This window comes from Roseovarius autotrophicus (assembly GCF_018069895.1).
Classification (GTDB): domain Bacteria; phylum Pseudomonadota; class Alphaproteobacteria; order Rhodobacterales; family Rhodobacteraceae; genus Roseovarius; species Roseovarius autotrophicus.
The window spans coordinates 22,023-46,483 of record NZ_JAGQDH010000012.1 but is presented as its reverse complement, the minus strand read 5'-3'; the positions used below and the strand labels follow the sequence as shown (position 1 = coordinate 46,483).

At 62.5% G+C, this 24,461-nt stretch carries 22 protein-coding genes, 1 tRNA gene, 4 pseudogenes and 1 riboswitch; of the genes and pseudogenes, 19 read left to right on the top strand and 8 right to left on the bottom strand.

All coding sequences use genetic code 11. The annotated features are described in order from the left end of the window. Positions 1-3: 3 nt before the first annotated feature. Both mtaB and dapF read right to left on the bottom strand, forming a co-directional pair. Positions 4-1,260 carry a tRNA (N(6)-L-threonylcarbamoyladenosine(37)-C(2))-methylthiotransferase MtaB gene (gene mtaB, locus KAK09_RS12770; protein WP_210879326.1) on the bottom strand — a complete coding sequence of 419 codons (1,257 nt, stop codon included), beginning with the start codon at positions 1,258-1,260 and terminating at the stop codon, positions 4-6. Next, positions 1,257-2,093, bottom strand: coding sequence for a diaminopimelate epimerase (gene dapF, locus KAK09_RS12765; RefSeq protein ID WP_210879325.1), 837 nt, complete (start codon positions 2,091-2,093; stop codon positions 1,257-1,259). Before dapF ends, mtaB begins: the two co-directional genes overlap by 4 nt. 107 nt (positions 2,094-2,200) lie before the next feature. On the opposite strand from dapF, the gene KAK09_RS12760 reads away from it, so the two are divergent. Next, a tRNA-Lys gene (locus KAK09_RS12760) sits at positions 2,201-2,276 on the top strand. Positions 2,277-2,601: 325 nt separating this feature from the next. On the opposite strand, the gene KAK09_RS12755 is transcribed toward KAK09_RS12760, so the two are convergent. After that, a complete protein-coding gene (locus KAK09_RS12755) occupies positions 2,602-2,820 on the bottom strand; it encodes a hypothetical protein (RefSeq protein ID WP_210879324.1) in 219 nt (72 codons plus the stop codon). Between the two features lie 71 nt (positions 2,821-2,891). Between KAK09_RS12755 and KAK09_RS12750 the strand changes: the two genes are divergently transcribed. After that, positions 2,892-3,191 carry a helix-turn-helix domain-containing protein gene (locus KAK09_RS12750; protein WP_247651242.1) on the top strand — a complete coding sequence of 100 codons (300 nt, stop codon included), beginning with the start codon at positions 2,892-2,894 and terminating at the stop codon, positions 3,189-3,191. Between the two features lie 189 nt (positions 3,192-3,380). Here the strand turns inward: KAK09_RS12750 and KAK09_RS12745 are convergent. Then, positions 3,381-4,214: pseudogene (locus tag KAK09_RS12745) on the bottom strand (IS110 family RNA-guided transposase); the annotation flags it as partial. Positions 4,215-4,336: 122 nt separating this feature from the next. After that, positions 4,337-5,035 carry a cyclic nucleotide-binding domain-containing protein gene (locus KAK09_RS12740; protein WP_210879323.1) on the bottom strand — a complete coding sequence of 233 codons (699 nt, stop codon included), beginning with the start codon at positions 5,033-5,035 and terminating at the stop codon, positions 4,337-4,339. Between the two features lie 256 nt (positions 5,036-5,291). Here KAK09_RS12740 and KAK09_RS12735 point away from each other — a divergent pair, with 256 nt between their 5' ends. The 12 genes from KAK09_RS12735 (at position 5,292) to KAK09_RS12680 (ending at position 19,419) form a co-directional block, all read left to right on the top strand. Further along, positions 5,292-8,015, top strand: coding sequence for a nitrate/nitrite transporter (locus KAK09_RS12735; RefSeq protein WP_210879322.1), 2,724 nt, complete (start codon positions 5,292-5,294; stop codon positions 8,013-8,015). A 64-nt stretch (positions 8,016-8,079) separates the two neighbouring features. Beyond that, positions 8,080-11,826 (top strand): nitrate reductase subunit alpha, encoded by a 3,747-nt coding sequence (locus KAK09_RS12730; RefSeq protein WP_210879321.1) that lies wholly within the window; start codon positions 8,080-8,082, stop codon positions 11,824-11,826. Continuing rightward, positions 11,823-13,349 (top strand): nitrate reductase subunit beta, encoded by a 1,527-nt coding sequence (narH, locus tag KAK09_RS12725; protein WP_210879320.1) that lies wholly within the window; start codon positions 11,823-11,825, stop codon positions 13,347-13,349. Before KAK09_RS12730 ends, narH begins: the two co-directional genes overlap by 4 nt. A gap of 2 nt (positions 13,350-13,351) precedes the next feature. Next, positions 13,352-14,071: a nitrate reductase molybdenum cofactor assembly chaperone gene (gene narJ / locus KAK09_RS12720; RefSeq protein WP_210879363.1), complete on the top strand. Its 720-nt coding sequence runs from the start codon at positions 13,352-13,354 to the stop codon at positions 14,069-14,071. Between the two features lies 1 nt (position 14,072). After that, the gene (gene narI / locus KAK09_RS12715; protein ID WP_210879319.1) at positions 14,073-14,858 is read left to right on the top strand and encodes a respiratory nitrate reductase subunit gamma; all 786 of its coding nucleotides are present in this window, start codon (positions 14,073-14,075) and stop codon (positions 14,856-14,858) included. 5 nt (positions 14,859-14,863) lie between these two features. Further along, complete coding sequence (locus KAK09_RS12710; RefSeq protein ID WP_210879318.1) at positions 14,864-15,658, top strand: peptidylprolyl isomerase; 795 nt, start codon at positions 14,864-14,866, stop codon at positions 15,656-15,658. 20 nt (positions 15,659-15,678) lie between these two features. Then, positions 15,679-16,248 (top strand): hemerythrin domain-containing protein, encoded by a 570-nt coding sequence (locus tag KAK09_RS12705; RefSeq protein ID WP_210879317.1) that lies wholly within the window; start codon positions 15,679-15,681, stop codon positions 16,246-16,248. Further along, positions 16,238-16,870: a carbonic anhydrase gene (locus KAK09_RS12700; RefSeq protein WP_210879316.1), complete on the top strand. Its 633-nt coding sequence runs from the start codon at positions 16,238-16,240 to the stop codon at positions 16,868-16,870. The genes KAK09_RS12705 and KAK09_RS12700 overlap by 11 nt, the downstream gene beginning before the upstream one ends. Beyond that, positions 16,867-18,147, top strand: a complete 1,281-nt coding sequence (locus KAK09_RS12695) for a molybdopterin molybdotransferase MoeA (protein ID WP_210879315.1) — start codon at positions 16,867-16,869, stop codon at positions 18,145-18,147. Before KAK09_RS12700 ends, KAK09_RS12695 begins: the two co-directional genes overlap by 4 nt. Before the next feature lie 12 nt (positions 18,148-18,159). Continuing rightward, positions 18,160-18,303: a hypothetical protein gene (locus KAK09_RS12690; RefSeq protein WP_210879314.1), complete on the top strand. Its 144-nt coding sequence runs from the start codon at positions 18,160-18,162 to the stop codon at positions 18,301-18,303. An 88-nt stretch (positions 18,304-18,391) separates the two neighbouring features. Beyond that, complete coding sequence (locus KAK09_RS12685; RefSeq protein WP_247651241.1) at positions 18,392-18,670, top strand: hypothetical protein; 279 nt, start codon at positions 18,392-18,394, stop codon at positions 18,668-18,670. Between the two features lie 52 nt (positions 18,671-18,722). Then, positions 18,723-18,861: riboswitch (FMN riboswitch) on the top strand. A gap of 69 nt (positions 18,862-18,930) precedes the next feature. Further along, on the top strand, positions 18,931-19,419 hold the full coding sequence (locus tag KAK09_RS12680; RefSeq protein ID WP_210879313.1) for a 6,7-dimethyl-8-ribityllumazine synthase: 489 nt from the start codon (positions 18,931-18,933) through the stop codon (positions 19,417-19,419). On the opposite strand, the pseudogene KAK09_RS12675 reads toward KAK09_RS12680, so the two are convergent. Both KAK09_RS12675 and KAK09_RS12670 read right to left on the bottom strand, forming a co-directional pair. Next, positions 19,371-19,789 (bottom strand): annotated as a pseudogene (locus KAK09_RS12675) (transaldolase family protein); the annotation flags it as partial. The gene KAK09_RS12680 and the pseudogene KAK09_RS12675 sit on opposite strands and share 49 nt — an antisense overlap. Positions 19,790-19,813: 24 nt before the next feature. Further along, a pseudogene (locus KAK09_RS12670) lies at positions 19,814-20,517 on the bottom strand (class II fructose-bisphosphate aldolase); the annotation flags it as partial. A gap of 141 nt (positions 20,518-20,658) precedes the next feature. On the opposite strand from KAK09_RS12670, the gene KAK09_RS12665 reads away from it, so the two are divergent. From KAK09_RS12665 to KAK09_RS12650, 4 genes are all read left to right on the top strand, one after another. Further along, entirely contained in the window at positions 20,659-21,438 is a 780-nt protein-coding gene (locus KAK09_RS12665; RefSeq protein WP_210879312.1) for a DeoR/GlpR family DNA-binding transcription regulator, read from the top strand. Next, positions 21,435-22,202, top strand: a complete 768-nt coding sequence (locus KAK09_RS12660) for a triose-phosphate isomerase (protein WP_210879311.1) — start codon at positions 21,435-21,437, stop codon at positions 22,200-22,202. The genes KAK09_RS12665 and KAK09_RS12660 overlap by 4 nt, the downstream gene beginning before the upstream one ends. A 17-nt stretch (positions 22,203-22,219) precedes the next feature. After that, positions 22,220-22,675: a D-erythrulose-4-phosphate isomerase gene (gene derI / locus KAK09_RS12655; protein ID WP_210879310.1), complete on the top strand. Its 456-nt coding sequence runs from the start codon at positions 22,220-22,222 to the stop codon at positions 22,673-22,675. A 97-nt stretch (positions 22,676-22,772) separates the two neighbouring features. Next, on the top strand, positions 22,773-22,949 hold the full coding sequence (locus tag KAK09_RS12650) for a hypothetical protein (protein ID WP_210879309.1): 177 nt from the start codon (positions 22,773-22,775) through the stop codon (positions 22,947-22,949). Here KAK09_RS12650 and KAK09_RS12645 read toward each other — a convergent pair. Then, entirely contained in the window at positions 22,924-23,886 is a 963-nt protein-coding gene (locus KAK09_RS12645) for an IS256 family transposase (RefSeq protein ID WP_210879362.1), read from the bottom strand. The two genes, KAK09_RS12650 and KAK09_RS12645, sit on opposite strands and share 26 nt — an antisense overlap. A gap of 150 nt (positions 23,887-24,036) precedes the next feature. Between KAK09_RS12645 and KAK09_RS19125 the strand changes: the two are divergent. Next, a pseudogene (locus KAK09_RS19125) lies at positions 24,037-24,234 on the top strand (IS6 family transposase); the annotation flags it as partial. Between the last annotated feature and the right edge of the window lie 227 nt (positions 24,235-24,461).

Genomic DNA, 24,461 nt, shown 5'->3' with positions numbered 1-24,461 from the left:
CGTTCAGGCCGCCAGAAGCTGCGACGCGGTGTGACCGGTGACTGTGGCCGGGATGATCGCGCCCTCGGGGCGGTCGCTGTCGAAAAGCACTTCGGTGAATTGCTCGGTGCGGCCCATGCGGGGGGTTTCCATCAACACGGCGTGTATGCGCCCCTGCTGCGCCGCCAGATGCGCCGCGACCCGCGCGGCCCCAGCCGCGCGCAGCCGCGCCGCACGTTCCCTGATCGCAAGCCCGTGCACCTGCGGCATCTTTGCTGCGGGGGTGCCGGGCCGGGGCGAGTAGGGAAAGACGTGCAGCCATGTCAACTGGCACTCCTCCACCAGCCGCAGCGAATTGGCGAAATGCGCCTCGGTCTCGGTGGGAAAACCCGCGATGATGTCCGCCCCAAAGGTCATGTCGGGGCGCAGGCGCAACACCTCCTCGGCAAAGCGAATCGCGTCGTCGCGCAAATGCCGCCGCTTCATCCGTTTGAGAATGAGGTCATCGCCATGTTGCAGGCTCAGGTGCAGATGCGGCATCAGGCGCGGCTCGGTGGCGATGGCGAGCATCAGGTTGCCGTCGGCCTCGATCGAATCGATCGAGGAGATGCGCAGACGCGGCAGATCGGGCACCAGCCGCAAAAGGCGCATGACCAGATCGCCCAGACGTGGCGCGCCGGGCAGGTCCGCACCCCAGCTTGTCAGGTCTACGCCGGTCAGGACCACCTCGTTATATCCCCTGTCCACCAGCCGCTTGACCTGATCCACCACGACGCCCGCGGGGACCGAGCGCGAATTGCCCCGGCCATAGGGGATGATGCAGAAGGTGCAGCGGTGATCGCAGCCGTTCTGCACCTGGACATAGGCGCGGCTGCGGGTGCCGAACCCGTCGATCAGGTGCCCCGCCGTTTCGGTCACCGACATGATGTCATCGACCTGCACGCGCTCGGTCTGCCCGATGAAATCGGCGGCAAGGCGGGCCCATGTTGTGCCCTGCATCTTCTCGGTATTGCCGATGACCGCATCGACCTCTTCCATGGCGGCAAAGGTCTCTGGTTCGGTCTGTGCCGCGCAACCGGTGACGATGAGGCGCGCCTGCGGGTTCTCGCGGCGCAGGCGGCGGATTTCCTGCCGCGCCTTGCGCACGGCCTCGGATGTCACGGCGCAAGTATTGACCACCACCGCGTCCGAAAGCCCCGCCTCGGCGGCAAGCGCCTTCATCGCCTCGGTCTCGTAGGTGTTGAGGCGACAGCCAAGCGTGGTGAACCTGGGCGCGCTCATGCGTTTGTCCTCAGAAAATCGGGCGTCAGCACGCCGCTGGCCACATGCGCCGTCTCGCCGGTCATCCAGACGCCATCTTCGCGCCACGCCACTTCCAGAGTGCCACCATCAAGCGTGATCTTGACCCGCCGCCCCGTAAGGCCCCGCCGCGCGGCAGCCACCGCCGTGGCGCAGGAGGAGGACCCGGAGGCGAGCGTCACGCCCACGCCCCGTTCCCACACCCGCATCCGGAGGTGATCAGGGGCGATCAAGCTGGCCACCTGCACATTGGTGCGCTCGGGGAAAAGCGTGTGGCGTTCGATGCGCGGGCCGATTTCCCCCAGCGCCACCGCCTCGGCATCAGCCACGAAAAAGGTGCAATGCGGGTTGCCCATGCCGGTCGCCACCGGGGTTCCATCGATGGGCAGCGACGCCGTGTCCATCGCCCGGGCGAGCGGAATATCGCGCCAGTCAAGCTGCGGCTGCCCCATGTTGACCGAGGTCAGGCCGCCGCCCGCATCGACCGCCTGCAAGGTGCCGCGCGCGGTGGTAAGCCGGAGCGCCGCCTTGCCCGTTTCCGCCATCAGGTGCCGCGCGATGCAGCGCGTGGCATTGCCGCAGGCCGCCGATTCAGAGCCGTCGGCGTTGTAGAAGGTGAGATGCGCGTCGGCCCGCTCGGCCCCGGATATCACCGCAAGTTGATCGAAGCCGATCCCGCGATGGCGGTCGGCAATGGCGCGGATGAGCGCTATGGAGAGCGCGGGCGCACGCACACGCCCGTCCAGCACGACAAAGTCGTTGCCCAGCCCGTGCATCTTCATGAAGGGCAAACCGGTATCCGCGCGCATATCCATCGCTCGCGCATATACGCCCGCGTCGCAAGGAATTCCAGCTTCCTCGGCAGAAGCCGCGTTTTCGGGGTTGACCCCCCGCACGTCCCTTTCTAGATAGCGCGCCTAGTGGGCCGTTAGCTCAGTTGGTAGAGCAACTGACTTTTAATCAGTGGGTCGCAGGTTCGAATCCTGCACGGCTCACCACTAAATATCTTGAAAACAAGAGGTTAGGGGTGGCGCAACGCTAAGCCTTTCCCTCCTGTTTTGTCCTTGTCACCGAATTTGTAACCAAGTTGCGCAGTCAGAAAAGAGGCCAGGCGAATCCCGCCCGGCCCTTGTTGAACTGGTGAAGGTGTCACTCGCGCTTGGCAAACTCTATCGCCTCATTCAACGCCCATGGTTGTTTAATCTTGGCTTCGATCATCGGCGGCAGCGCATTGCGCCCGGGCAATCCTCCGGCCTGTCTACGGCGTGGTGCAGGGCGTCCAGCCCTTTAAACATGCTGTTTCGCATGAATCCTGATAGTTGCTCAGTGCTTGACGCCCTCGGCCTCACCGTCTTCGACAGCAGTTTCGTCGAGCATCATCTCGGCCGTCTTGCCGCCGTGCCCCACCCATTCGAGAACGTGAGCCTGGTCAACCTCGAACAAACGGTCTTGCGTAGCCGCAATCAGAACAAACATACTTTCAGTCTCGGGCGAGTGGGGCAGCCTTGCAGCCTCCGCCATCTGCTCGACGGCGCGCAGCATTGCGCGCGCCTCATCCAGTCTCTCTGAGGTTCTTTCGTGATTTCGGCGGACGTGGTTAGGAATGTTGGTTATTGTCTCGATTTCCTTTTGTGGTACCACATTACTGGTGCAACGCTGCATTAAAAGTGCAAGGTAAAATTATGACGCCCGAACAATGTCGTGCCGCCCGTGCAATGGTGGCCATGTCCCAAGGTGATCTCGCAAGCGCCACGGGCGTTGCAAAGCGCACCATTGCGGGCTTTGAAATGGGGCAGAGTTCTCCTTATGCGCGCACCATCGCCGCGCTCCGCGACGCTCTTGAGTCTGCAGGGGTCGAGTTCATCGCAGAGAATGGAGGCGGCGCAGGCGTCCGGTTGCGCAAGAATACCTGAGCATCACCAGGGCGTCGAGAATCGACACCGGTCTTGTCAGCTTGATCTTTATCCACTTGGTTCGACTTACGATCACCACCACACCCCTTCTCCGGGTGTTAGGGCAACTTAGACCGCCGTCTCACGACTACTGCGCCAAACTGCTCCTTGCCCTCTTTCGCTCCGACGTTCTCGCGACCTACAACGGGCTTATGCCGCTGCGGCCGGAGACTGGTAGACGCCGCCCCGGGCCATCAAGGCCCAGACGATCCGCGCCATCTTGTTGGCCAACGCCACCCGCACCAGCATTGGTGGCTTGCGGGACAGCATCCCGCCCAGCCAGGTGCCCGGTCGGGCGCTTGCATGGACATGGCGTTTGATTATGACGCTGTTGGCGCCGATGATCAGCAAGCGCCGCAGGGATCGCTCGCCCATCTTCGTTGTCGCTCCAAGTCGCTGCTTGCCCCCGGTTGAATGCTGTCGGGGCGTAAGGCCGAGCCAAGCTGCAAAATCCTGCGCCTTGCGGAAATTCTCGGGTGGCGGCGCAAGGGTCACGATGGCCGTGACGATCAGCGGACCGATCCCCGGCACCGTCATCAGACGTCGCGCTACTTCATTCTCCTTGGCTCGACGGGTGATCTCGGTATCGAGCTTGCCGATCTCGGCCTCCAACTGCGCCAGCGTCGCGACCAGAACCTTGAGCGTAGGAATGGCATCGGCAGGCAGACCGCATTCCGGGTCTTCCACGATTGCAATCAGCTTCGATGCATTCGCTGCCCCCTGCGGCACGATCTGCCCGAACTCGTTCAGATGGCCGCGCAGGGCATTGATGGCCTGGGTCCGCTGCCGGATCAGAAGCTCACGCACCCGAAACACCATCGCCGCACCCCGCGTCTCTTCGCTCTTCACCGGAACGAAGCGCATCGTCGGGCGCGTCGCCGCTTCGCAAATCGCCTCGGCATCGGCCGCATCGTTTTTCTGACGCTTTACGAAGGGCTTGACCTAGGCTGGCGGGATGAGTCGCACATCATGGCCCAGAATGCCCGTCAGCGGGGGGCATTCGGCGGTCGCCTTGCCAAGTGCAGCATAGGCCTTCCAGACATCGGGATATTCCTCGGCGAGTTCTCCGGCGGCGCCAGGCATGAATTTGGTCATCTGTCTGTCCTTCAGGTTGAAAAGTCATCAATCAGCGGGTTGGGTTTTGCGAAGTGTTCGAGATCGCCCTGATTGCCGATGGTGATGCGGGTGCCGGTCACGGTCACGCCATAGGGCTGCAGGCCCTTGAAGGCGCGGCTGAGGTTTTCAGGTGTCATCCCCAGCACCGAGGCGAGGCGGCGCTTCTCGAAATCAAGCTCGAAGACCGTCTCGCCGCCAGCGTGCCTTTGTTGTCTGAGCAGGTAGTTGGCGAGCCGCTCGAGCGAGGTTCTGAGCTTGAGGTCCTTCTGGGACTTGATGACGGAACGATAGCATTGCGCAAGCTCCGTGACGATGGCGCGGGCAAAGTCGCTGTCGGCGTCGAAGATCGCGCGCACATCCTGACTGGGGATCAGCGCGATCCGGCTTTTTTCCAGCGTGCGGGCAGACATAAGATAGGGCGCGTCCTTGATGGTCGCGGCCAGAATGAAGGTCGAAATGGGGCGGACCGTCGCCATGCTGGTATCCCGCCCGTTCCAGCTGGAAAAAAGATCGACCGAGCCGGAAATCACGACATGAAAAAAATCGCTCGGCTCTCCTTCGGTGATCAATTCGATCTGGGCGGGGAAATTCTGCACATAGGCGCCGCGCATCAAGGACGTGAAATTCTCCTCTGCCATCTGCGAGAAGAGATTCAGCCTTCGAATATCGCGGTATTCTGAATCGGGCATGTCATCCCCCCTGATTTCATGCGCTTAACAAATATCATAAAATCAATTGATGAAAGTCAATCTTTCAGTTGACCTGCGCCGCAGTAGCCTTGATCTGTCACAGATCAGTGGGTGACATATTTCCGTAAGCCATTTATTTCGTTATTCTTTTTGAGGTTTTATGATCTAGATCAAGTCATGTGCGCCGCTCTGGCCTCAGGTCTGGCTTTGGACCCCACGCAAGGGGGGACAGCGCCATTCATGCCGGAGACCCGCCATGCAGACCCACGCCACAGCCACACGCGCCGATCAGACACGCGCCCTGAGCCTGAGCACAATCGCCTTCACCGCCTGTTTCGCGGTCTGGACGATCTTTTCCATCATCGGTGTCGCCATCAAGGCCGAGCTTGGCCTGAACGACACCCAGTTCGGCCTGCTGGTCGCGACGCCGATCCTGACCGGTTCCATCACCCGCCTGTTCCTGGGCGTCTGGACCGAGAAATACGGCGGGCGGCTGGTATTTTCCAGCCAGATGATCCTGACTGCGCTGGCCACATGGGCGCTGACGCTTGCGGACAGCTACATCATGTATCTCATCGCGGCGCTTGGCATCGGGCTGGCCGGCGGGTCGTTCATCATCGGCGTTGCTTATGTGAGCCGCTGGTATGACGCGGGCCAGCAGGGCACGGCGCTTGGCATATTCGGCGCGGGCAATATGGGCGCGGCCGTCACCAAGTTCGTGGCCCCCTTCGTGATGGTCGCCTATGGATGGCACGGGGTCGCCTACGTCTGGGCGGCCGGGCTTGCCATCATTGGCGTGCTGTTCTTCCTCTTGGCCAAGGATGATCCCGAGCTTGTGGAACGCCGCCGGACCGGCACCAAGGCGCCCTCCCTCGCGCAGCAGTTCGCGCCGCTCAAGAACCTGCAGGTCTGGCGTTTCTCGCTCTACTACTTCTTCGTCTTCGGGGCCTTTGTCGCGCTGGCGCTGTGGATGCCGCATTACCTGATCGACGTTTATGGCATCGATGTGCGGTTCGCAGGCATGGCCGCGGCGTCGTTCAGCCTCTCGGCCTCGCTGTTTCGGGCCTATGGCGGGGTCTTGTCGGACAAGTTCGGCGCGCGCTCGGTCATGTACTGGACCTTTGGCTTCAGCATGATCTTCCTCTTCATGCTGTCCTATCCGCCGACCGACTACATCATCCGGGGCAAGGACGGCCCGATCGCCTTTTCCACACAGATGGGCCTGTGGCCGTTTATCACCGTGCTCTTCGCGCTCGGCTTCTTCATGAGCCTGGGCAAGGCCGCTGTCTTCAAGCACATCCCGGTCTACTACCCGAGCCACGTCGGCGCGGTTGGCGGTCTGGTCGGTATGATCGGCGGTCTTGGCGGGTTCGTCCTGCCCATCGCCTTTGGCGCGCTGCTGGATATCACGGGCATCTACACCTCGTGCTTTGCCCTGCTGTTCGTGCTGGTCGCCATCGCGCTGATCTGGATGCACCTGTCGATCCGGGCGATGGAACGGGCCGCCCATGGCGAGGTGCTCGACCGGCTGCCGCAACTGCCCGAGATGCAGAATATCCACCACCCCGAACGCACCGCCATGCCGCGCGTGCTTGAGGACTGGCGGCCCGAGGACGCACAGTTCTGGGCGGAAAAAGGCAGGGCGGTGGCGCGCCGCAACCTGTGGATTTCGATCCCGGCGCTGCTGCTGGCCTTCTCGGTCTGGATGGTCTGGTCTGTTGTCGTGGCGCGCCTGCCCGCCATCGGCTTCGACTTTGCGCCGGGACAGCTGTTCTGGCTGGCGGCCCTGCCGGGGCTGTCTGGTGCCACGCTGCGGATATTCTACAGTTTCATGGTGCCGATCTTTGGTGGGCGGTTGTGGACAACGCTCTCGACCGCCTCGCTGCTGTTGCCCGCGATGGGCATCGGCTATGCGGTGCAAAACCCTGATACGCCTTACCTGATCTTCCTCGTTCTGGCGCTGCTGTGCGGGTTCGGCGGCGGCAACTTCGCCTCCAGCATGGCCAATATCGGGTATTTTTTCCCCAAGGCGGAAAAGGGCAACGCGCTGGCGCTGAATGCGGGGCTTGGCAACCTCGGCGTGTCGGTCATGCAGTTCGTCGTGCCCATCGTCATCACCGCGGGCGTCTTCGGCGCGCTGGGTGGTCAGCCGGTGACCATGTCGGACGGCGGCCAACTGTGGATGCAGAATGCCGGTTTCGTCTGGGTGCCCTTTATCCTTGCGGCGACCGTGGCAGCGTGGCTGGGCATGAACGATATCGCCGATGCGCGGGCCAGCTTCGCCGATCAGGCGGTGATTTTCTCGCGCAAGCAGAACTGGTTGATGTGCGTCCTTTATACCGGCACCTTCGGCAGCTTCATCGGCTATTCCGCGGGCTTCCCGCTGCTGACAAGGCTGGCCTTCCCCGACGTGAACGCGCTGAACTATGTGTTCCTCGGGCCGCTGGTCGGCGCGCTCAGCCGTGCCGGGACTGGCTGGGTCTCGGATAAGTTCGGCGGTGGTCGCGTGACCTTATGGACCTTCGCCTTGATGATCGTGGCCACCTTCGGCGTGATCATGTTCCTCGGGCTCGGCTCCTTCATCGGGTTCTTCGCCTGCTTCATGGCGCTCTTCTTCCTGACCGGTGTCGGCAACGCGTCAACCTTCCAGATGATCCCGGTGATCATGGGCCGCGAAGTGCCGCGCCTGATGCCGCATCTGAGCGTCGAGGATCGCAAGCGGCAGATCGGCATGGAATCCGGGGCGATCGTGGCCTTCACCTCGGCCATCGCGGCCTATGGCGCGTTCTTCATCCCCAAGGCTTACGGCACATCTATCGCGATGACCGGGTCCGCCGTTGGGGCGCTGTGGGGTTTCCTGATCTTCTACGTGATCTGCGTTGCCATCACCTGGGTCGTTTACACCCGCCCCGGTGGCCTGCTGCATGACATCGAACATGGCCGGGTGCCGCAAGGTGCCGCCGCCCAACCCGCCCAATGACCCAACCGATTTTCCGGGCGGCGCAGGTCGCCGCCCGGACCCAGACACCCGAAAGGACAGCCCAATGAGCCATCTGCTCGACAAACTGAACTTCTTCCAGAGCAAGGAACTGGAGCAATTTTCCGACGGTTGGGGTCAGACCACCCGCGAGAACCGCGACTGGGAAGACACCTACAGAAACCGCTGGCGGCATGACAAGATCGTGCGTTCGACCCACGGGGTGAACTGCACCGGGTCGTGTTCCTGGAAGATCTACGTCAAATCCGGCATCGTGACCTGGGAAACCCAGCAGACCGACTATCCGCGCACCCGCGCAGGCCTGCCCAACCATGAGCCGCGGGGTTGCGCGCGGGGTGCGTCCTACAGTTGGTATCTTTATTCCGCAAATCGCGTAAAGAATCCGCTGATCCGCGGCGCGCTGATGCGCGCCTGGCGCAAGATGCGGCAGGACATGACGCCGGTCGCCGCCTGGGCCGCGATCCAGAATGATTCGATCCTGCGCGCCTCCTACACCAAGACGCGCGGCAAGGGCGGTTTCGTGCGCGCCACATGGGACGAGGCGACCGAGATCGTCGCCGCCGCCAATGCCCATACCGCCAAGACCTACGGCCCGGACCGGGTGTTCGGCTTCTCGCCGATCCCGGCCATGTCGATGGTCAGCTATGCCGCCGGTTCGCGGTATCTGTCGCTGCTGGGCGGCACCTGCATGTCGTTCTACGACTGGTATTGCGATCTGCCGCCCGCGTCCCCCCAGACCTGGGGCGAACAGACCGACGTGCCGGAATCGGCCGACTGGTACAATGCGGGCTTCCTGATGCTCTGGGGGTCGAACGTGCCTCAGACCCGGACGCCCGATGCCCATTTCTATACCGAGGTCCGCTATCGCGGCACCAAATCCGCCGTGGTCAGCCCCGACTATTCCGAGGCCGCCAAGTTCGGCGACATCTGGCTGAACCCGCAGGCGGGCACCGATGCGGCGCTGGCGATGGCCATGGGGCATGTGATCCTGCGCGAATTCCATCTGGATCGGCAGGCCGAGTATTTCGAGGACTACGCCCGCAAATACACCGACATGCCGATGCTGGTCCGGCTGGAAGACCGCGACGGCCAGCTTGTCCCGGGCCGGATGCTGCGGGCCGAGGATTTCGCGGGCAAGCTGGGCGAGACCAACAACCCCGACTGGAAGACCGTGGCCTATGATGAGGCATCGGGCCAGATCGTTGCCCCCAACGGCTCTATCGGGTTCCGTTGGGGTGAGGAAGGCAAGTGGAACCTTGAGCAACGCGCCAAGGGAACGGATGCCCAACTGCGCCTGAGCCAGATCATGGATGGCGACCATGATGAGATTGTGGGCGTCGATTTCCCCTATTTCGGCGGTGCGGCCACAGGCGATTTCGTCAAATGCGACCACCCCGAGGTTCTGACCCGCAACATCCCTGCCCGGCGCGTTACCTTGGCCGACGGGTCGGAAGCCCTCGTCGCCACCGTGTTCGACCTGTTCTGCGCCAACTACGGGCTGGATCGGGGTCTTGGCGGCAAATGGGTGTCCAAGGATTTCAACGACGACAGCCCCTATACCCCCGCATGGGCCGAAAAGATCACCGGCGTTGACCGGGAAAAGATCATCGCCGTGGCGCGGGAGTTCGCAGGAAACGCCGAAAAGACCCATGGCAAGTCCATGGTCATCCTCGGGGCCGGTCTGAACCACTGGTACCACATGGACATGAACTACCGTGGCATCATCAACATGCTGGTGATGTGCGGCTGCATCGGCCAGGAGGGCGGCGGCTGGTCGCATTATGTGGGGCAAGAGAAATTGCGCCCGCAGACCGGCTGGGCACCCTTGGCCTTCGCGCTCGACTGGAACCGTCCGCCCCGGCACATGAACTCCACCTCGTGCTGGTATGCCCACACCGATCAGTGGCGCTACGAGACGCTGCGTGCGGGCGAGATCCTGTCGCCAACGGCCCCTGAGGGCGACTGGGACATTTCCCTGATCGACTACAACATCCGTGCCGAACGCATGGGCTGGCTGCCTTCGGCCCCGCAGCTGAAGACCAACCCGCTGGAGGTGTCCAAGGCGGCAAAGGCTGCCGGCAAGGACATCAAGGATTATGTCGCTGAGCAACTGAAATCCGGCGATCTGGAAATGTCCTGTCAGGACCCTGACGCCCCGGAAAACTGGCCGCGCAACCTGTTTGTCTGGCGCTCGAACCTGTTGGGGTCGTCGGGCAAGGGGCATGAATACTTCCTCAAGCACCTGCTTGGCACCGATCACGGCGTCATGGGCAAGGATCTGGGCGACGAAGGCGGCGTCATGCCGAAAGAGGCCGTCTGGCATGACGAGGCGCCCAAGGGCAAACTCGACCTGCTGGTGACCATCGACTTTCGCATGTCCACCACCTGCGTCTATTCTGACATCGTGCTGCCGACCGCCAGCTGGTATGAAAAGGACGATCTGAACACGTCCGACATGCACCCGTTCATCCACCCGCTTCAGGCGGCGGTGGACCCGGCCTATGAGAGCAAGTCCGACTGGGAAATCTTCAAGTCGATCGCCCGGAAGTTCTCGGAGGTCGCACCCGAGGTGCTGGGGGTCGAGACCGACATCGTCCAGCTTCCGCTGCTGCACGACACCCCCGGTGAGCTTGCTCAGGCGCATGTGAAGGACTGGAAGAAGGGCGAATGTGACCTGATCCCCGGCAAGACCGCGCCGAACTATATCGCGGTCGAGCGGGATTATCCGAACCTTTACAAGAAGTTCACGTCCGTAGGCCCGCTGCTGGAAAAACTCGGCAACGGCGGCAAGGGGATCACCTGGGACACATCGGTCGAGGTCGGCCATCTGCGCGATCTGAGCGGGGTGGTGCAGGACGAGGGCGTATCAAAGGGTCACGCTAAGCTGGAAACCGCCATCGACGCGGCGGAAATGATCCTGATGCTCGCCCCCGAGACCAACGGCGAAGTCGCGGTCAAGGCGTGGGAAGAACTGGAAAAGCCCACAGGCCGCCACCACGCGCATCTGGCCGAGGGCGCGCATCACACCAAAATCCGTTTCCGCGATATCGCGGCGCAACCACGCAAGATCATCTCGTCGCCCACATGGTCGGGGATTGAGAGCGAGGAGGTCTGCTACAACGCGGGCTACACCAACGTGCATGAGTTGATCCCGTGGCGCACGCTGACAGGTCGCCAGCAGCTCTATCAGGACCACCTTTGGATGCGCGCCTTCGGCGAAGGCTTTGTCAGCTACCGCCCGCCTGTGGACCTCAAGACCATCACCAAGGCCGTGAACAACGACGCGGCCGAGGGCAGCCCGCATGTCGTGCTGAACTTCATCACGCCCCACCAGAAATGGGGCATTCACAGCACCTATTCCGACAACCTGCTGATGCTGACGCTGAACAGGGGTGGCCCGGTGGTCTGGATGTCCGAGATCGACGCCCAGAAGGCGGGCCTTGTCGATAACGACTGGGTCGAGGCCTACAACATCAACGGCGCGCTGACGGCGCGGGTGGTGGTCAGCCAGCGGATCAAGCAGGGCACCCTGTTCATGTATCACGCCCAGGAAAAGATCGTGAACACGCCCGGCTCGGAGAAGACCGGCCATCGCGGTGGCATCCACAATTCGGTGACGCGCGCTACGCTGAAACCCACCCACATGATCGGCGGCTATGCGCAGCTTTCCTATGGTTTCAACTATTACGGCACCGTGGGCAGCAACCGCGACGAATTCGTCATCGTGCGGAAAATGAAGAAAATCGACTGGCTGGATCAGCCCGCAACCCGGAAAGTGGAGGCAGCGGAATGAAAGTTCGTGCGCAAATCGGCAAGGTCCTGAACCTCGACAAATGCATCGGGTGTCACACCTGTTCCGTCACCTGCAAGAACGTGTGGACGACGCGCGAAGGCGTTGAATACGCATGGTTCAACAACGTCGAGACCAAACCCGGCACCGGCTATCCGACCGACTGGGAAAACCAGAAGCGCTGGAACGGGGGCTGGACCCGCTCGGCCAGCGGCAAGCTGCATCCCAAGCAGGGATCGAAATGGCGGATCCTGGCGAACATCTTTGCCAACCCCTCGATGCCGGAAATCGACGACTATTACGAGCCGTTTGATTTCGACTATGACCACCTGAAATCCGCCCCCGACATGGATCATTTCCCCACCGCGCGCCCCCGGTCCAAGATCACCGGCGAGCGGATGGAAAAGATCGAAAAGGGCCCGAACTGGGAGGAAATCCTGGGCGGGGAATTCTCGAAACGCTCGGCCGACTACAACTTCGAGAATGTGCAGAAGGCGATCTATGGAGAGTATGAAAATACCTTCATGATGTATCTGCCGCGCCTGTGCGAGCATTGCCTGAACCCCACCTGTTCGGCCTCCTGCCCCTCGGGCGCGATCTACAAGCGCGAGGAGGACGGCATCGTCCTGATTGATCAGGAAAAATGCCGCGGTTGGCGGATGTGCATCTCGGGCTGCCCCTACAAGAAGATCTACTACAACTGGGAGAGCGGCAAATCCGAGAAATGCACCTTTTGCTATCCGCGCATCGAGAGCGGTCAACCGACGGTCTGTTCTGAAACCTGTGTGGGCCGCATCCGCTATCTGGGCGTGATCCTGTATGACGCCGACAAGATCGAAGCGGCGGCCAGTGCCGAACGCGAGACCGATCTTTACGGCGCGCAGCTTGATGTGTTCCTCGACCCCAACGACGCGCAGGTGATCGAAGCGGCCCGCCGTGACGGCGTGCCCGAGGACTGGATCGAGGCGGCCAAGGTCAGCCCGATCTGGAAGATGGCGATGGACTGGAAGGTCGCCTTCCCGCTGCATCCCGAATACCGGACCCTGCCGATGGTCTGGTACATCCCGCCGCTGTCGCCGATTCAGAACGCGGCGCAAGCGGGCCAGATCGCGATGAGCGACCAGATGCCCGACGTGCGGTCCCTGCGCATCCCGGTCAAGTATCTGGCCAACATGCTGACGGCGGGCGACGAAGAGCCGATCATTCACGCCCTCGAACGCATGTCCGCGATGCGGCTCTATATGCGGGCGCTCAGCGTGGATGGCGTGCGGGATGAGGCGATTGCCGCTCGTGTCGGCATGTCCGGCCGGATGATCGAGGACATGTACAAGATCATGGCCATCGCCGATTACGAGGACCGTTTCGCGATCCCCACGGCGCACCGCGAACAAAACGAGGCAGGCGCCGACATCCGCGGCGGCTGCGGGTTCACCGACGGCAATGGCTGTTCTACCGGCGAGACGGGCAAGACCAGCCTGTTCGGCGGCAAGAAGAAGTCCTTTGCCCTTCCGCTGGAGTCGTTCTGATGATGGATCGCACACTCAAGGCGCTGTCGCTGACGCTCAGCTATCCGAGCGTCGAACTGCAAGACGCGATGCCCGAGATCGGCGCCATTTTTGGCGCCGACCCCCGCATTGCCCCAGATACGCGGGCAGCGTTGCAAAAGCTGGCTGATGACATCGGACAGAGCGATCTGTTCGATGTTCAGGAGAGCTACGTCATGCTCTTCGACCGCTCGCGCACGTTGTCGCTGAACCTGTTCGAACATGTCCACGGCGAAAGCCGGGATCGGGGTGGCGCGATGGTCAGCCTGATCGAGACCTACCGCGAGGGCGGGTTCGAACCCGCCACCACGGAACTGCCCGACCACTTGCCGGTGCTGCTGGAATTCCTGTCGACGCGTCCCTTCGCCGAAGCACAGGAAACCTTGGCGGACGCGGCCCATATCCTCGACGCGCTTACCACCCGTTTGGCACGGCGCGAGAGCGGGTATGGTGCTGCGTTCGCCGCTTTGTCACAGTTGGCCGGTGCGCAATCCGACGCCGACGCCGTGGCGGGCATGCTGGCGCAACCCGATGACGACCCCACCGACCTCGAGGCACTCGACGCTGTCTGGGAGGAAACCGAGGTCACCTTTGGCCCCGATCCGAACGCGGGCTGCCCGCAGGTCCGCGACATGCTGGCGTGCATGGACAAACCAGCTTTCAACGCGACCCCCGCCCCCACCAACCTGAACAGGAGCGCATGACATGTTCGGCAATTTCGATATCAACTTCATGCTGTTTGGCGTCATGCCCTATGTCGCGCTGACGGTGTTCCTTGTGGGTTCCATCGCGCGATACGAACGCGATCCCTTTACCTGGAAAAGTTCGTCCAGCCAGCTCTTGCGCCGCAAGCAGCTGATCTGGGGATCCATCCTGTTCCATGTTGGCATCCTGACGGTGTTCTTCGGCCACCTTGTCGGGCTGTTCACCCCAGTCTGGGTGCTGGATGCCATCGGTATGCCCTATGGGCTGAAGCAGTGGATGGCGGTCCTGATCGGTGGGCCTGCGGGTATTGCCGCGCTGATCGGCTCGACGATGCTGATCCACCGGCGGCTGGCCGATCCGCGCATCCGCGTGACATCGACCTTCCCCGATATCCTGATCATGGGCCTGATCTGGCTCCAGCTGGCCATCGGCCTGCTGACCATAACCCAGACCCTTCAGCACATGGACGGGTCGGAAATGGTCCGGTTCATGACCTGGTCGCAAAGCGTCGTGACCTGGAACATCAACGCCTGGGTCACCGTGGTTGACGTGCATTGGCTTTACAAGCTGCATATCTTCCTCGGGCTGATCATCACGATCCTGTTCCCCTTCACGCGGCTCGTGCACATCTGGTCGGGGTTTGCCGCCCCCTTCCGCTACCTGCTGACGCGACCGGGCTACCAGATCGTGCGCTCGCGCCGCACCCGTCCGCTGGAGGAACGCCGCCGCGCCTATGACGCGCGGCAGGGCAAGACCGGCCCCAAAATCACCACACCGGCGGAGTGAGCACCATGAACATGGCCCTGTTTCCCGATGTCGTCGTGAATGGCGAAACAATCCCGCAGGCCTCCATCGCCGCCGAGGCCCAGAACCACGAGGCCCCCAAGGACAAGCCCGGCATCGCCTGGCGCAAGGCAGCGCAGGCGCTCGCAATCCGCGCCCTGCTGCTGCAGGAGGCAAGGGCACATGGGCTTGTGCCCGATCCGATGGAACTGGCCCCTGGGCGCTTCGAGACCGAGGAGGAGGCCCTGATCCGCGCCCTTCTTGACGAAGCGCTGAGCATCGCGCCCGTGACGGAAGACGCGGTTCGCGCTGAATGGGCAAAGGACCCTGACCGCTACCGGTCCGCACCGCTGTGGGATGTCTCGCATATCCTGTGCGCCTGCGACCCGCGCGACGAGGCCGAGCGCGCCATGGCCGAGGCACGGGCCACGGCCATGCTCGCGCGACTTGACGGGGACGCCAAGAAGTTCGCCGCCGCCGCCCGTGAAAGCGATTGCGGCTCCAAGGCATCGGGCGGCCATCTGGGCCAGCTGGGACCGGGCGACACTGTGCCAGAGTTCGAGGCGGCACTTCGCGGCCTGACCGAGGGCACCATCAGCGCGGCACCTGTGCTGTCGCGGCACGGGTGGCACATCATCCGCCTGAACGCCACCGCACCGGGGCAGGTTCTGCCCTATGAGACCGTCCGCCCAAAGATCGCGCAGGCGCTGGAAAAGGCGGCCTGGGCGAGGGCATCACGGGACTTCGTTGAAACTCTGGCCCAAAGCGCAAAGCTCACCGGCGCCAGCCTTGCGCCGATCTGAACCCTGCGAAAGGACGCGTCATGCACCCGTCAGAACCAGCGCTGCGTGGGAGCGGTGATACACCGACAAGCCCGAGCCTGCTTGCAAATCCTCTGGATTTCATCAGCGAGGACCACCTGCGCGAACGCCAGATCTGCGCGGTCATCGACGGGCTGGCCACAGTGGACGCCCTCGATCGCCGATCGGCCACTGCGGTGCTGCGTTTTCTGAACGAAGAGTTGAATGTTCATCTGCGCGACGAGGCAGAGGATCTGTTCCCGCTTCTTGCCCGGCGCTGTTTGCCCGAGGATGCGATCGAGGGCGCGATCGCCCGGATCAAGGCCGATCAGGACGAGGCGATGCGTCTGCTGCCCGAGTTGCGTGCGATGCTGGCCGGTTGCCTCGATAGTGAGGTGAGCCTCACAGCCGAGGAGCGCGCAGTGCTGTCCAGGTTTGCGGCGCATGTGCGCCGCCACCTGGTGGCCGAAAACGCCATCCTCTTGCCGATTGCCCGCGCCCGATTGACCCGGGCCGATCTTCGGACCTTGTCAAAACACATGCGCATGCGGCGCGGCCTGCCCGATCTTTTGGAGACGACCGATGCTGAATGATCTGCTGGCCCGCAACGAGGCGTGGTCGCAACAACGACACGCCGAGGAACCGGATTACTTCACCCGCCTTGCCGCCCTTCAGGCACCAGAGTTCTTCTGGATCGGCTGTTCGGACAGCCGGGTGCCGGCCAATGTGGTCGCGGGCCTCGATCCGGGCGAAGTCTTCGTCCATCGCAACGTCGCCAACATCATCCATTCCTCGGATATGAACCTGCTGTCGGCGCTGGAGTTCGCAGTCGATGCGCTGCATGTGCGCGAGATCATCGTGTGCGGCCATTATGGTTGCGGCGGGGTCAAGGCCGCGACCGAGGATCTGCCCCATGGTCTTGCCGATCACTGGCTGGAGCCGGTCCGACGCCTTGCACGCGCCTATGCCGTCGATCTGGGGCGCGAGCCTGACCTAGAGGCGCGGCGCGACCGGCTGGCCGAATGGAATGTGGTCGAAGGTGTGCGGCGCGTCTGCGAAACGCCGATCTTGCAGCGGGCCTGGGCTCGTGGCGCCGGCGTTCGCGTGCATGGCCTGATCTACGGTCTCAAGGACGGACGCCTGCGCGACCTCGATTGCAGCATCGGGCCGGGGCATTTCCAGACCGCCCATTCGACTGAGGAGGCAGCACAATGACACTGCATCAGGCCACCCTGTCACCGGGCTGCGGCTGTGACCGACAGGAGATGCTCCATGCGCTGATCAGCATCGACGAGGCCCTTGCCCGGATTGCGGCGCATGCGTCGCCGGTCGGTCGAACCGAGGCCGTGCAGGTGGGCAGCGCCCTTGGCCGCACTCTGGCCCTGCCAGTCCGGTCCCGGTCCATGGCACCGGCTTTCGACAATGCGGCGATGGATGGCTATGCAATCGCGACATCGGCCCTGACGGGCCCCGGTCCGTGGGTGCTGCCGGTTGTTGCCCGCATACCTGCCGGGCAGGAGACAACGACATCGGTTGCAGGGGTCGTGGCGGCCCGCATCTTTACGGGCGCGCCGATCCCGGGCGGCGCGGACGCTGTCGTGATGCAGGAGGATGTGCTGCGCGACGGCGATGTCATCCACCTGTCGCGCCGTCCTCAACCGGGCCTCAACATCCGCCGCGCGGGCAGCGATCTGGCCAGGGGCGTGACCGTTCTGGACATGGGCCAGAGGCTTGGCCCGAAAGAGATTGCCGTCTGCGCCGCGGCCGGCGCAGGCATCGTTCATGTCCGGCGCAGGCTGCGCGTGGCCCTCTTGGTTACCGGCGACGAGGTCCGTTGCACCGGGGGGGTGCGCGAGGCCGCCCGGATCTGGGACGTGAACACCCCGATGCTGACGGCAAGCCTTGCAGCTGCGGGCGTCGGCCTCGTCGTCTCGGCCCATGGTGCCGATGATCTGGCGGGCCTTGTCCGCCAATTGGGCGACATGGCAGCGCAGGCCGATCTTGTCATCACCACGGGCGGCATCTCGGTGGGCGAAGAAGATCATGTGAAGCCCGCCTTCATGGCACTCGGTAGCGAAACCCTTTTCAGCGGCGTCGCGATCAAACCGGGCAAGCCGGTGTCGGTCGGTCGTATCGGGAAAGCGTATTGGCTTGGTCTGCCCGGCAATCCGGTGTCTGCCTTCGTCACCTGGCAGGTGTTCGGAATGGCGTTTGTCCGCGCCCTGACCGGCGAGGAGACCGGTGCCCCGATCCGGCGGCACGTCGTGACCGCAAGCGAAATCCGCCGCAAGCCCGGACGTTGCGAACTCCGACCCGCGACGATTGCCGGGTTCGACGCCCATGGCCGCGAGATCATCCGTTTTGACGATGCCACCCATTCGGCCCGTGTCGGGCTGCTTTCCCTCGCGGACGGGCTGATGTTTCTACCCGCCGATGCCGAATGCCTGCCAGCCGGTGCGCTGGTCGAATTCCAACCTTTCTGCCAATCCTGAAGGAGCCCGGCCATGAAACTTGCCTATACGATGGCGCCGGGACGCGGCGATACGGATCTGGTGCTTGAGCGGCTGGCCGCGGATCTCGCGGCGCTGATGGCGTGGGTCGAGTGCGTGACCACGAAGGTTGACGAGGTGCCGCTGTTGCGCGGATAAAATCCACTTATCCCGGCTGTTCAGATTTCCGCAGCCAGCTCTCTCGTCCAATCCTGACGACACCGACCCCTATGCCTGGGCACGCGCGGTGCCGAAGGTCAGCCCGATCATCCATATCAAGCAATCGATGAGGGATAAGTCAGGGCATCGCCCCTTCACGGCAGAATTCAACGCAAAGGGTGCGATACAGCCGGAGCCCCTCTTGCGGGCCTTCGCGGAAGGCGGCGCGATGAACAACGAAATCTGCCTCGAGCTGTCATTCAAGGAACGCGACCCAAATGACCGCCAAGTGATCCCGCAGATTGCCGAAAGCGTGGCCTTCTGGGCACCGCATATCGACAGCGGCGCGCAGGATCTGAATGTCTGAGCGGTGCTTCAGGATGCCCACTTGCCTTTTGCAGCAATTCCCGTCATCTGACGCCAGTTCTCAGGGCGGGGCGGAATTCCCCACCGGCGGTGACAGCCCGCGAGCGCCTCTCGGCACCGTCCGGAAGGGTACAGCAGACACCGGTGAAATTCCGGGGCCGACGGTCAAAGTCCGGATGGAAGAGAACCAGCCGTCGAACCCTTGGGTCCGCACGGCTGGAATCGCCTTGGGACCACTTTTGAATTGCAAAGGATGGTTCCATGACTGAAAAAATGAACATCGCCTTCATCAAGGCCCGCTGGCATGCCGAAATCGTCGATCAGGCGCTGGTCGGTTTCGAACAACGCCTCGCCGGATCCGGCACGACGGCAGAGATCGCCATCTTCGATGTGCCCGGTGCCTACGAGATGCCGCTGCTGGCGCAAAAGCTGGGCCGGAGCGGCACATTCGATGCCATCGTCTGTGCCGCGCTGGTCGTGGATGGTGGGATCTACCGGCATGATTTCGTCGCACAGGCCGTTGTCGATGGACTGATGCGCACGCAGTTGGATACCGGTGTGCCAACATTCTCGGTGTCGCTTACACCGCATCACTTTCAGCCGACGCCCGAGCATGTCGGCTTCTTCCGCGACCATTTTGTCAGGAAGGGCGAAGAAGCCGCGGACGCGGTGTTGATGGTCGCAGCCCTGGAAGCCCGAGTGCCGTCAATATTCAGATCATCGAGCCGCCCGATGATGGGCGAGACATAGCTCGCCCCCGCCTTCGCTGCCAGAAGTGCCTGATTGGCAGAGAAACACAGCGTCACATTCGTCTTGATGCCTTTTGCGGTGAAATGCCGACAGGCCTTCAGCCCGTCCAGCGTCAACGGCAGCTTGATCACGACATTGCCCGCGATCTGCGCAAGGTGTTCGCCCTCGGCGACCATGCCGTCGAATTCCATCGCCGCGACCTCAGCAGGCACCGGGCCGTCGACCACTGCGCAGTTTTCTGCGATCACGTCCTTGAAGTCGTGGCCGATTTGGCAATCAGCGACGGGTTCGTGGTTGCGCCGTCAAGCAGACCATAGTCGTTCAGCCCCGTGATTTCCGCGATGATGGCAGTATCGACAAAGAATTTCATGGCATTCATCTCCCTTCGCGTCGTTCAGTAAATCGTTGCCATATCCGCCAGGTCCCGCGCCCGGATGAGGCGAGCCTGACCGGCGGTCCCGAAGGCTTCGAACTTGCGGATGCATTCGGCCTTCATGCTGTCCATCGCCGGTTTCAGGTATTTGCGCGGATCGAATTCGGACGGGGTGCTGACCAATGTCTTACGGATCGCCGATGTGGCGGCCAGCCGCAGGTCGGCTTGATGTCGCCGCCATATTCATTGATCAGCAGGCGCAATTCCTCGGGCACCGAAGATGCCCCATGCATCACAAGATGCCTGTTCGGCAGCCGCTTGTGGATCGCCTCGATCACGGCCATGGCCAGCACATCCCCGTCGGGCCGGCGGATGAACTTGTAGGCCCCGTGGCTTGTGCCCATCGCAACCGCCAGCGCATCGACGCCGGTTTCCGTGACAAAACGCTCGGCTTCTTCAGGGTCCGTCAAAAGCTGGTCATGGCGCAGCTTCCCGGTCGCGCCATGCCCGTCTTCCTGATCCCCCATCCCGGTCTCCAGCGAGTCCAGAACCCCCAACTCGCCCTCGACCGACACACCGGCAGCATGGGCCATTTCGACGACGGCGCGGGTGATGCGAACATTGTAGTCGAAATCCGCAGGGGTGGACCCATCCTTTTTCAGCGAGCCATCCATCATGATCGAGGTAAACCCGTCCTTTGCAGCCTTGGCGGCGATGTCCTGATTTGGCGACATCTTTGAGCATGTGGTCCTCCTGCATTGGCGGGATGTTAGCCCAATCCCGATATAATCACAAAAAAAATCACATAATAACATTATTGAAGATTTATTTGTGATTTGAGATGTTGCAAAACAGGAGGACAGAGCGTGAAGCGGGACGACAGACAGCAGGCAATCATGGATGTGCTGGTGGCCGAGGGCGAAGTCGAACTTGACGCGCTGTCGGAACGCTTTGCGGTGTCCCGCATGACCATTCATCGCGATCTGGACGATCTCGAAGCGGCGGGGCTTTTGCGTAAGATCAGGGGCGGTGCCACGATCCGCTCGGGCACCCAATTCGAAAGCGATTTCCGGTTTCGCGCACGTCAGGACAGCGCCGCCAAGGCGGCGATGGCGCAGGCGGCCCTGCGGCTGATCGAACCGGGGATGAGCGTGATGATCAATGACGGCTCCATGGCCGCGACCCTCGGGCAGATGCTGGTGGCCAAGCGACCCCTGACCGTGATCACCAACAACGCGGCCGTGATCGACGCGCTGCGCGACGAGGTGGGCATCAGGCTGATTGCGCTTGGCGGGGTGTATTTCGCCAAGTTCAACGCCTATCTTGGCAAAATCACCGAGGATGCGCTGGCGCAGCTGCGCGCGGATATCTCCTTCATCTCGTCGCCGGCCGTGTCCGGGCTTGAAGTGTTCCACATGGACGATGACGTGGTGCGCGCGAAACGGGCCATGATCGATCAGGGGGCAATTTGCGTCCTGCTTGTCAACCACACCCGGTTTGGCCGGGCGGCGCTGCACCGCCTCGGGCATTTGTCCGAATTCGATCACATCATCACCGACACATCCCCGCGCCCCGAGAACGTGACCGCATTCCACAAGGCAGGGCTGACCCTGACCATAGCCGACACAGAAGAGGCAGACGCATGACCAAGCCAGCATACTGGATCGGAACCAGTTGGAAGATGAACAAGACGCTTGCAGAGGCCCCTCGGTTTGCGGCGGCGCTGTCTGCCGTCGATGACGCGCGTGACCCGCGCATTCAGCGCTTCGTGATCCCGCCCTTCACCGCCATGCGAGAGGTGAAACAGATCCTTGCCGACAACTCTGTCAAGGTGGGCGCGCAGAACATGCATTGGGCCGATCAGGGCGCATGGACAGGCGAGGTCTCGCCCGTCATGCTGAAGAACTGCGATCTTGATCTGGTGGAGCTTGGCCATTCCGAACGCCGCGAACATTTCGGCGAGACCGACGAAACCGTCGGCCTGAAGACCGCAGCGGCAGTGCGTCACGGCCTGATCCCGCTGATCTGCATCGGCAAAACCCTGGCGGAGCGCAAGGCTGGCCGCGCGCAAGAGGTGCTGGACCTGCAGGTGCGCGGCGCTCTTGGCAAGCTGGACGCCGACCAGAAAGGCGCGGAGATCCTCTTGGCCTATGAGCCGGTCTGGGCCATCGGCGAAAACGGCATCCCGGCAACATCCGACTACGCAGACGCGCGTCAGGCCGAGATTATCGCCACTGCCCGCGACGTGCTGGGTCGCCCGGTGCCCTGCCTTTACGGCGGCTCGGTCAATCCGGGCAATTGCGAAGACCTCATCACATGCCCACATATCGACGGGCTGTTCATCGGGCGCTCGGCCTGGGATGTCGACGGATATCTCGACATTCTGGCCAAATGCGCCGCAACTCTCTGAAACCGAAAGGAAACGACATGAAAATTGCAATCGCAGGCGACAGCGCGGGCGCGCCACTGGCACAGGCCGTCGCGGAACATCTGAAGGACAAGCACGACGTGTCCGACATCTCGCACAACCCCGACGCGCCAGAGCAATTCTATGCCCATATGGCCGACCGGGTATGCTCGGCCGTGCTGGCGGGCGAATATGACCGCGCGATCCTGTTTTGCGGCACTGGGATCGGCGTGGCGCTTTCGGCCAACAAGGTGCCGGGTATTCGCGCGGCGCAATGCCACGACACCTATTCGGCAGGCAAGGCAGCCACATCGAACAACGCCCATGTCATCACGATGGGGGCGCGCGTGATCGGACCCGAGCTTGCCAAGGACATCGCAGATGCCTTCCTGTCCGCGTCCTTCGACCCTGATGGCCGCTCTGCCGGGAACGTGCGCGCAATCGACGAGGTCGACGCCAAATACAACAAAGTGTGACGGTCCGACGCGGCGACCAGTCGCAACCGCGCGTCGAGATCCGAAGCCCCGCCCGTTCTGTTCCGGCCCCGACACCGAAAGGCATGAAGATTCGACCATGGACAGACTCCTTGCAATCGACAGCGGCCTGACCGTCACCAAGGCCGCGATCTTCGATCTTGAAGGCAACCAGATCGCGGTCTGTCGCCGGAACGTGCCACAAAGAGAGGTGTATGAGCGCCGACCCTCGGAGAGGCTCGGTCTCTCGGTCAGGCTGCCACGGCGGGCAGCGTGATGGTGGGATTGTCGGTCACGCGGGCGAGTGTTTCAAGCGACATGTATCGCCGCGCGACGGTCCATTCGTCGTTGGTCTCCAGCATCAGCGCGCCAACGAGGCGGATGATGGCGTCGTCGTTCGGAAAGATCCCGATGACGTCGGCTCGCCGCTTGATCTCGCGGTTCACCCGTTCGAGTGGGTTCGTGGACGCGATCTGGGCCCAGTGCTCGCGTGGGAAGTCCATGTAGGCGAGGACGTCGTCGCGGGAGGCGTCCATGAAGGTGCCGAGCTTTTCGACCTTCTCGCGCAATGCGTCGGCGACGGTCTCCCACTGGGCCTCGGCGTCGGCCTCTGAAGGCCCTGTTGCGACGCCCAGAACCTCGCGCTTGCCGTCCTCGTTCACCGCCACGGCCACTATCACGGCACGGCTGACAATCCGACCGCTCTCACGGACCTTGAGGTAGGTGGCATCGAGCCAGAGATAGGGCCAGGCGCCTTCCAGCGGCCGGGACAGGAACGCGTTCACGCGCTCGTCGATCTCGGCGCAGAGCCGGCTGACCTGGCTCTTGGACATGCCGCCCGCCCCCCCCATGGCCTTCACCAGATCGTCCACCGAGCGGGTCGAAACCCCGTGGACGTAAGCCTCCTGGATCACCGCCACGAGTGCCGTCTCGGCGGTGCGACGTGGTTCGAGGAAGCTCGGGAAGTAGCTGCTCTTGCGCAGTTTCGGGATCTCGAGCGCAATCCTTCCCGCGCGGGTATCCCAGTCGCGGTCGCGGTATCCGTTGCGCTGAACCTCCCGCATCGGCGTGCGTGCGCCCTTGGCCGCGCCTGTCCGCGCCTCCACCTCGGCCTTCATGATCCGCTCGGCCGCGAAGGCCAACATCTCGCGCACGAGGTCGCCGTCAGCCTGCTTCTCCACCAACTCGATCAGCGTCATTCTGTCGTCCGTCATCGTCGTCATCTCCGTTTCAGGTTCCAGGTCTCACAACCCAGACCTTTTCCGAAGATTGGCGATGACCGCCAGCGTCACCCACGGCCGCGCGCTGCGCTACGCCGGAGGCTCCGCGCGCGGCCTCCCACACCATCTCCGGGGACACTGCCCAGCCGTTTGCCGTTGAGGAAAAGAGAACGGATGATGCAGCGATTCCGATCGCCTGGGAGATTACAGCGCTTCGTGCCCATGCACTCCGCAACCCGCAATTCCTTCTCCGTCCCCGCCCGCCGCCGCGCAGCCCTCATGATCCGTTACCACCGACTGGAAGCATTCGAGGCATGGAAAATCGCGGCCAATGTCGCTTGATGTGAGATCGGCACGCCAACCTGAAGACTGGTTGAGTTAATGTGACAACACCGCTGAGACATGTGGGCGTGACGCGCAACTCCAAAACACCGCATCGACCCTTGATGAGGTCGCAGAAAAATATAATATATTAATAATACAGATACTTATAGTAATAAAATAGCATTTTTAAAATCGATGTTGACAGATGATATAAGGCTAGCGCATCGTAACATCAAAGAGCGAGT

Bases quoted from the DNA above. Each gene is read 5' to 3' on its own strand.
- mtaB (WP_210879326.1), bottom strand. From the start codon at position 1,260: ATGAGCGCGCCCAGGTTCACCACGCTTGGCTGTCGCCTCAACACCTAC.
- dapF (WP_210879325.1), bottom strand. From the start codon at position 2,093: ATGGATATGCGCGCGGATACCGGTTTGCCCTTCATGAAGATGCACGGG.
- KAK09_RS12755 (WP_210879324.1), bottom strand. From the start codon at position 2,820: ATGCTGCGCGCCGTCGAGCAGATGGCGGAGGCTGCAAGGCTGCCCCAC.
- KAK09_RS12740 (WP_210879323.1), bottom strand. From the start codon at position 5,035: ATGCCCGATTCAGAATACCGCGATATTCGAAGGCTGAATCTCTTCTCG.
- KAK09_RS12735 (WP_210879322.1), top strand. From the start codon at position 5,292: ATGCAGACCCACGCCACAGCCACACGCGCCGATCAGACACGCGCCCTG.
- KAK09_RS12730 (WP_210879321.1), top strand. From the start codon at position 8,080: ATGAGCCATCTGCTCGACAAACTGAACTTCTTCCAGAGCAAGGAACTG.
- narH (WP_210879320.1), top strand. From the start codon at position 11,823: ATGAAAGTTCGTGCGCAAATCGGCAAGGTCCTGAACCTCGACAAATGC.
- narJ (WP_210879363.1), top strand. From the start codon at position 13,352: ATGGATCGCACACTCAAGGCGCTGTCGCTGACGCTCAGCTATCCGAGC.
- narI (WP_210879319.1), top strand. From the start codon at position 14,073: ATGTTCGGCAATTTCGATATCAACTTCATGCTGTTTGGCGTCATGCCC.
- KAK09_RS12710 (WP_210879318.1), top strand. From the start codon at position 14,864: ATGAACATGGCCCTGTTTCCCGATGTCGTCGTGAATGGCGAAACAATC.
- KAK09_RS12705 (WP_210879317.1), top strand. From the start codon at position 15,679: ATGCACCCGTCAGAACCAGCGCTGCGTGGGAGCGGTGATACACCGACA.
- KAK09_RS12700 (WP_210879316.1), top strand. From the start codon at position 16,238: ATGCTGAATGATCTGCTGGCCCGCAACGAGGCGTGGTCGCAACAACGA.
- KAK09_RS12695 (WP_210879315.1), top strand. From the start codon at position 16,867: ATGACACTGCATCAGGCCACCCTGTCACCGGGCTGCGGCTGTGACCGA.
- KAK09_RS12690 (WP_210879314.1), top strand. From the start codon at position 18,160: ATGAAACTTGCCTATACGATGGCGCCGGGACGCGGCGATACGGATCTG.
- KAK09_RS12680 (WP_210879313.1), top strand. From the start codon at position 18,931: ATGACTGAAAAAATGAACATCGCCTTCATCAAGGCCCGCTGGCATGCC.
- KAK09_RS12660 (WP_210879311.1), top strand. From the start codon at position 21,435: ATGACCAAGCCAGCATACTGGATCGGAACCAGTTGGAAGATGAACAAG.
- derI (WP_210879310.1), top strand. From the start codon at position 22,220: ATGAAAATTGCAATCGCAGGCGACAGCGCGGGCGCGCCACTGGCACAG.
- KAK09_RS12650 (WP_210879309.1), top strand. From the start codon at position 22,773: ATGGACAGACTCCTTGCAATCGACAGCGGCCTGACCGTCACCAAGGCC.
- KAK09_RS12645 (WP_210879362.1), bottom strand. From the start codon at position 23,886: ATGACGGACGACAGAATGACGCTGATCGAGTTGGTGGAGAAGCAGGCT.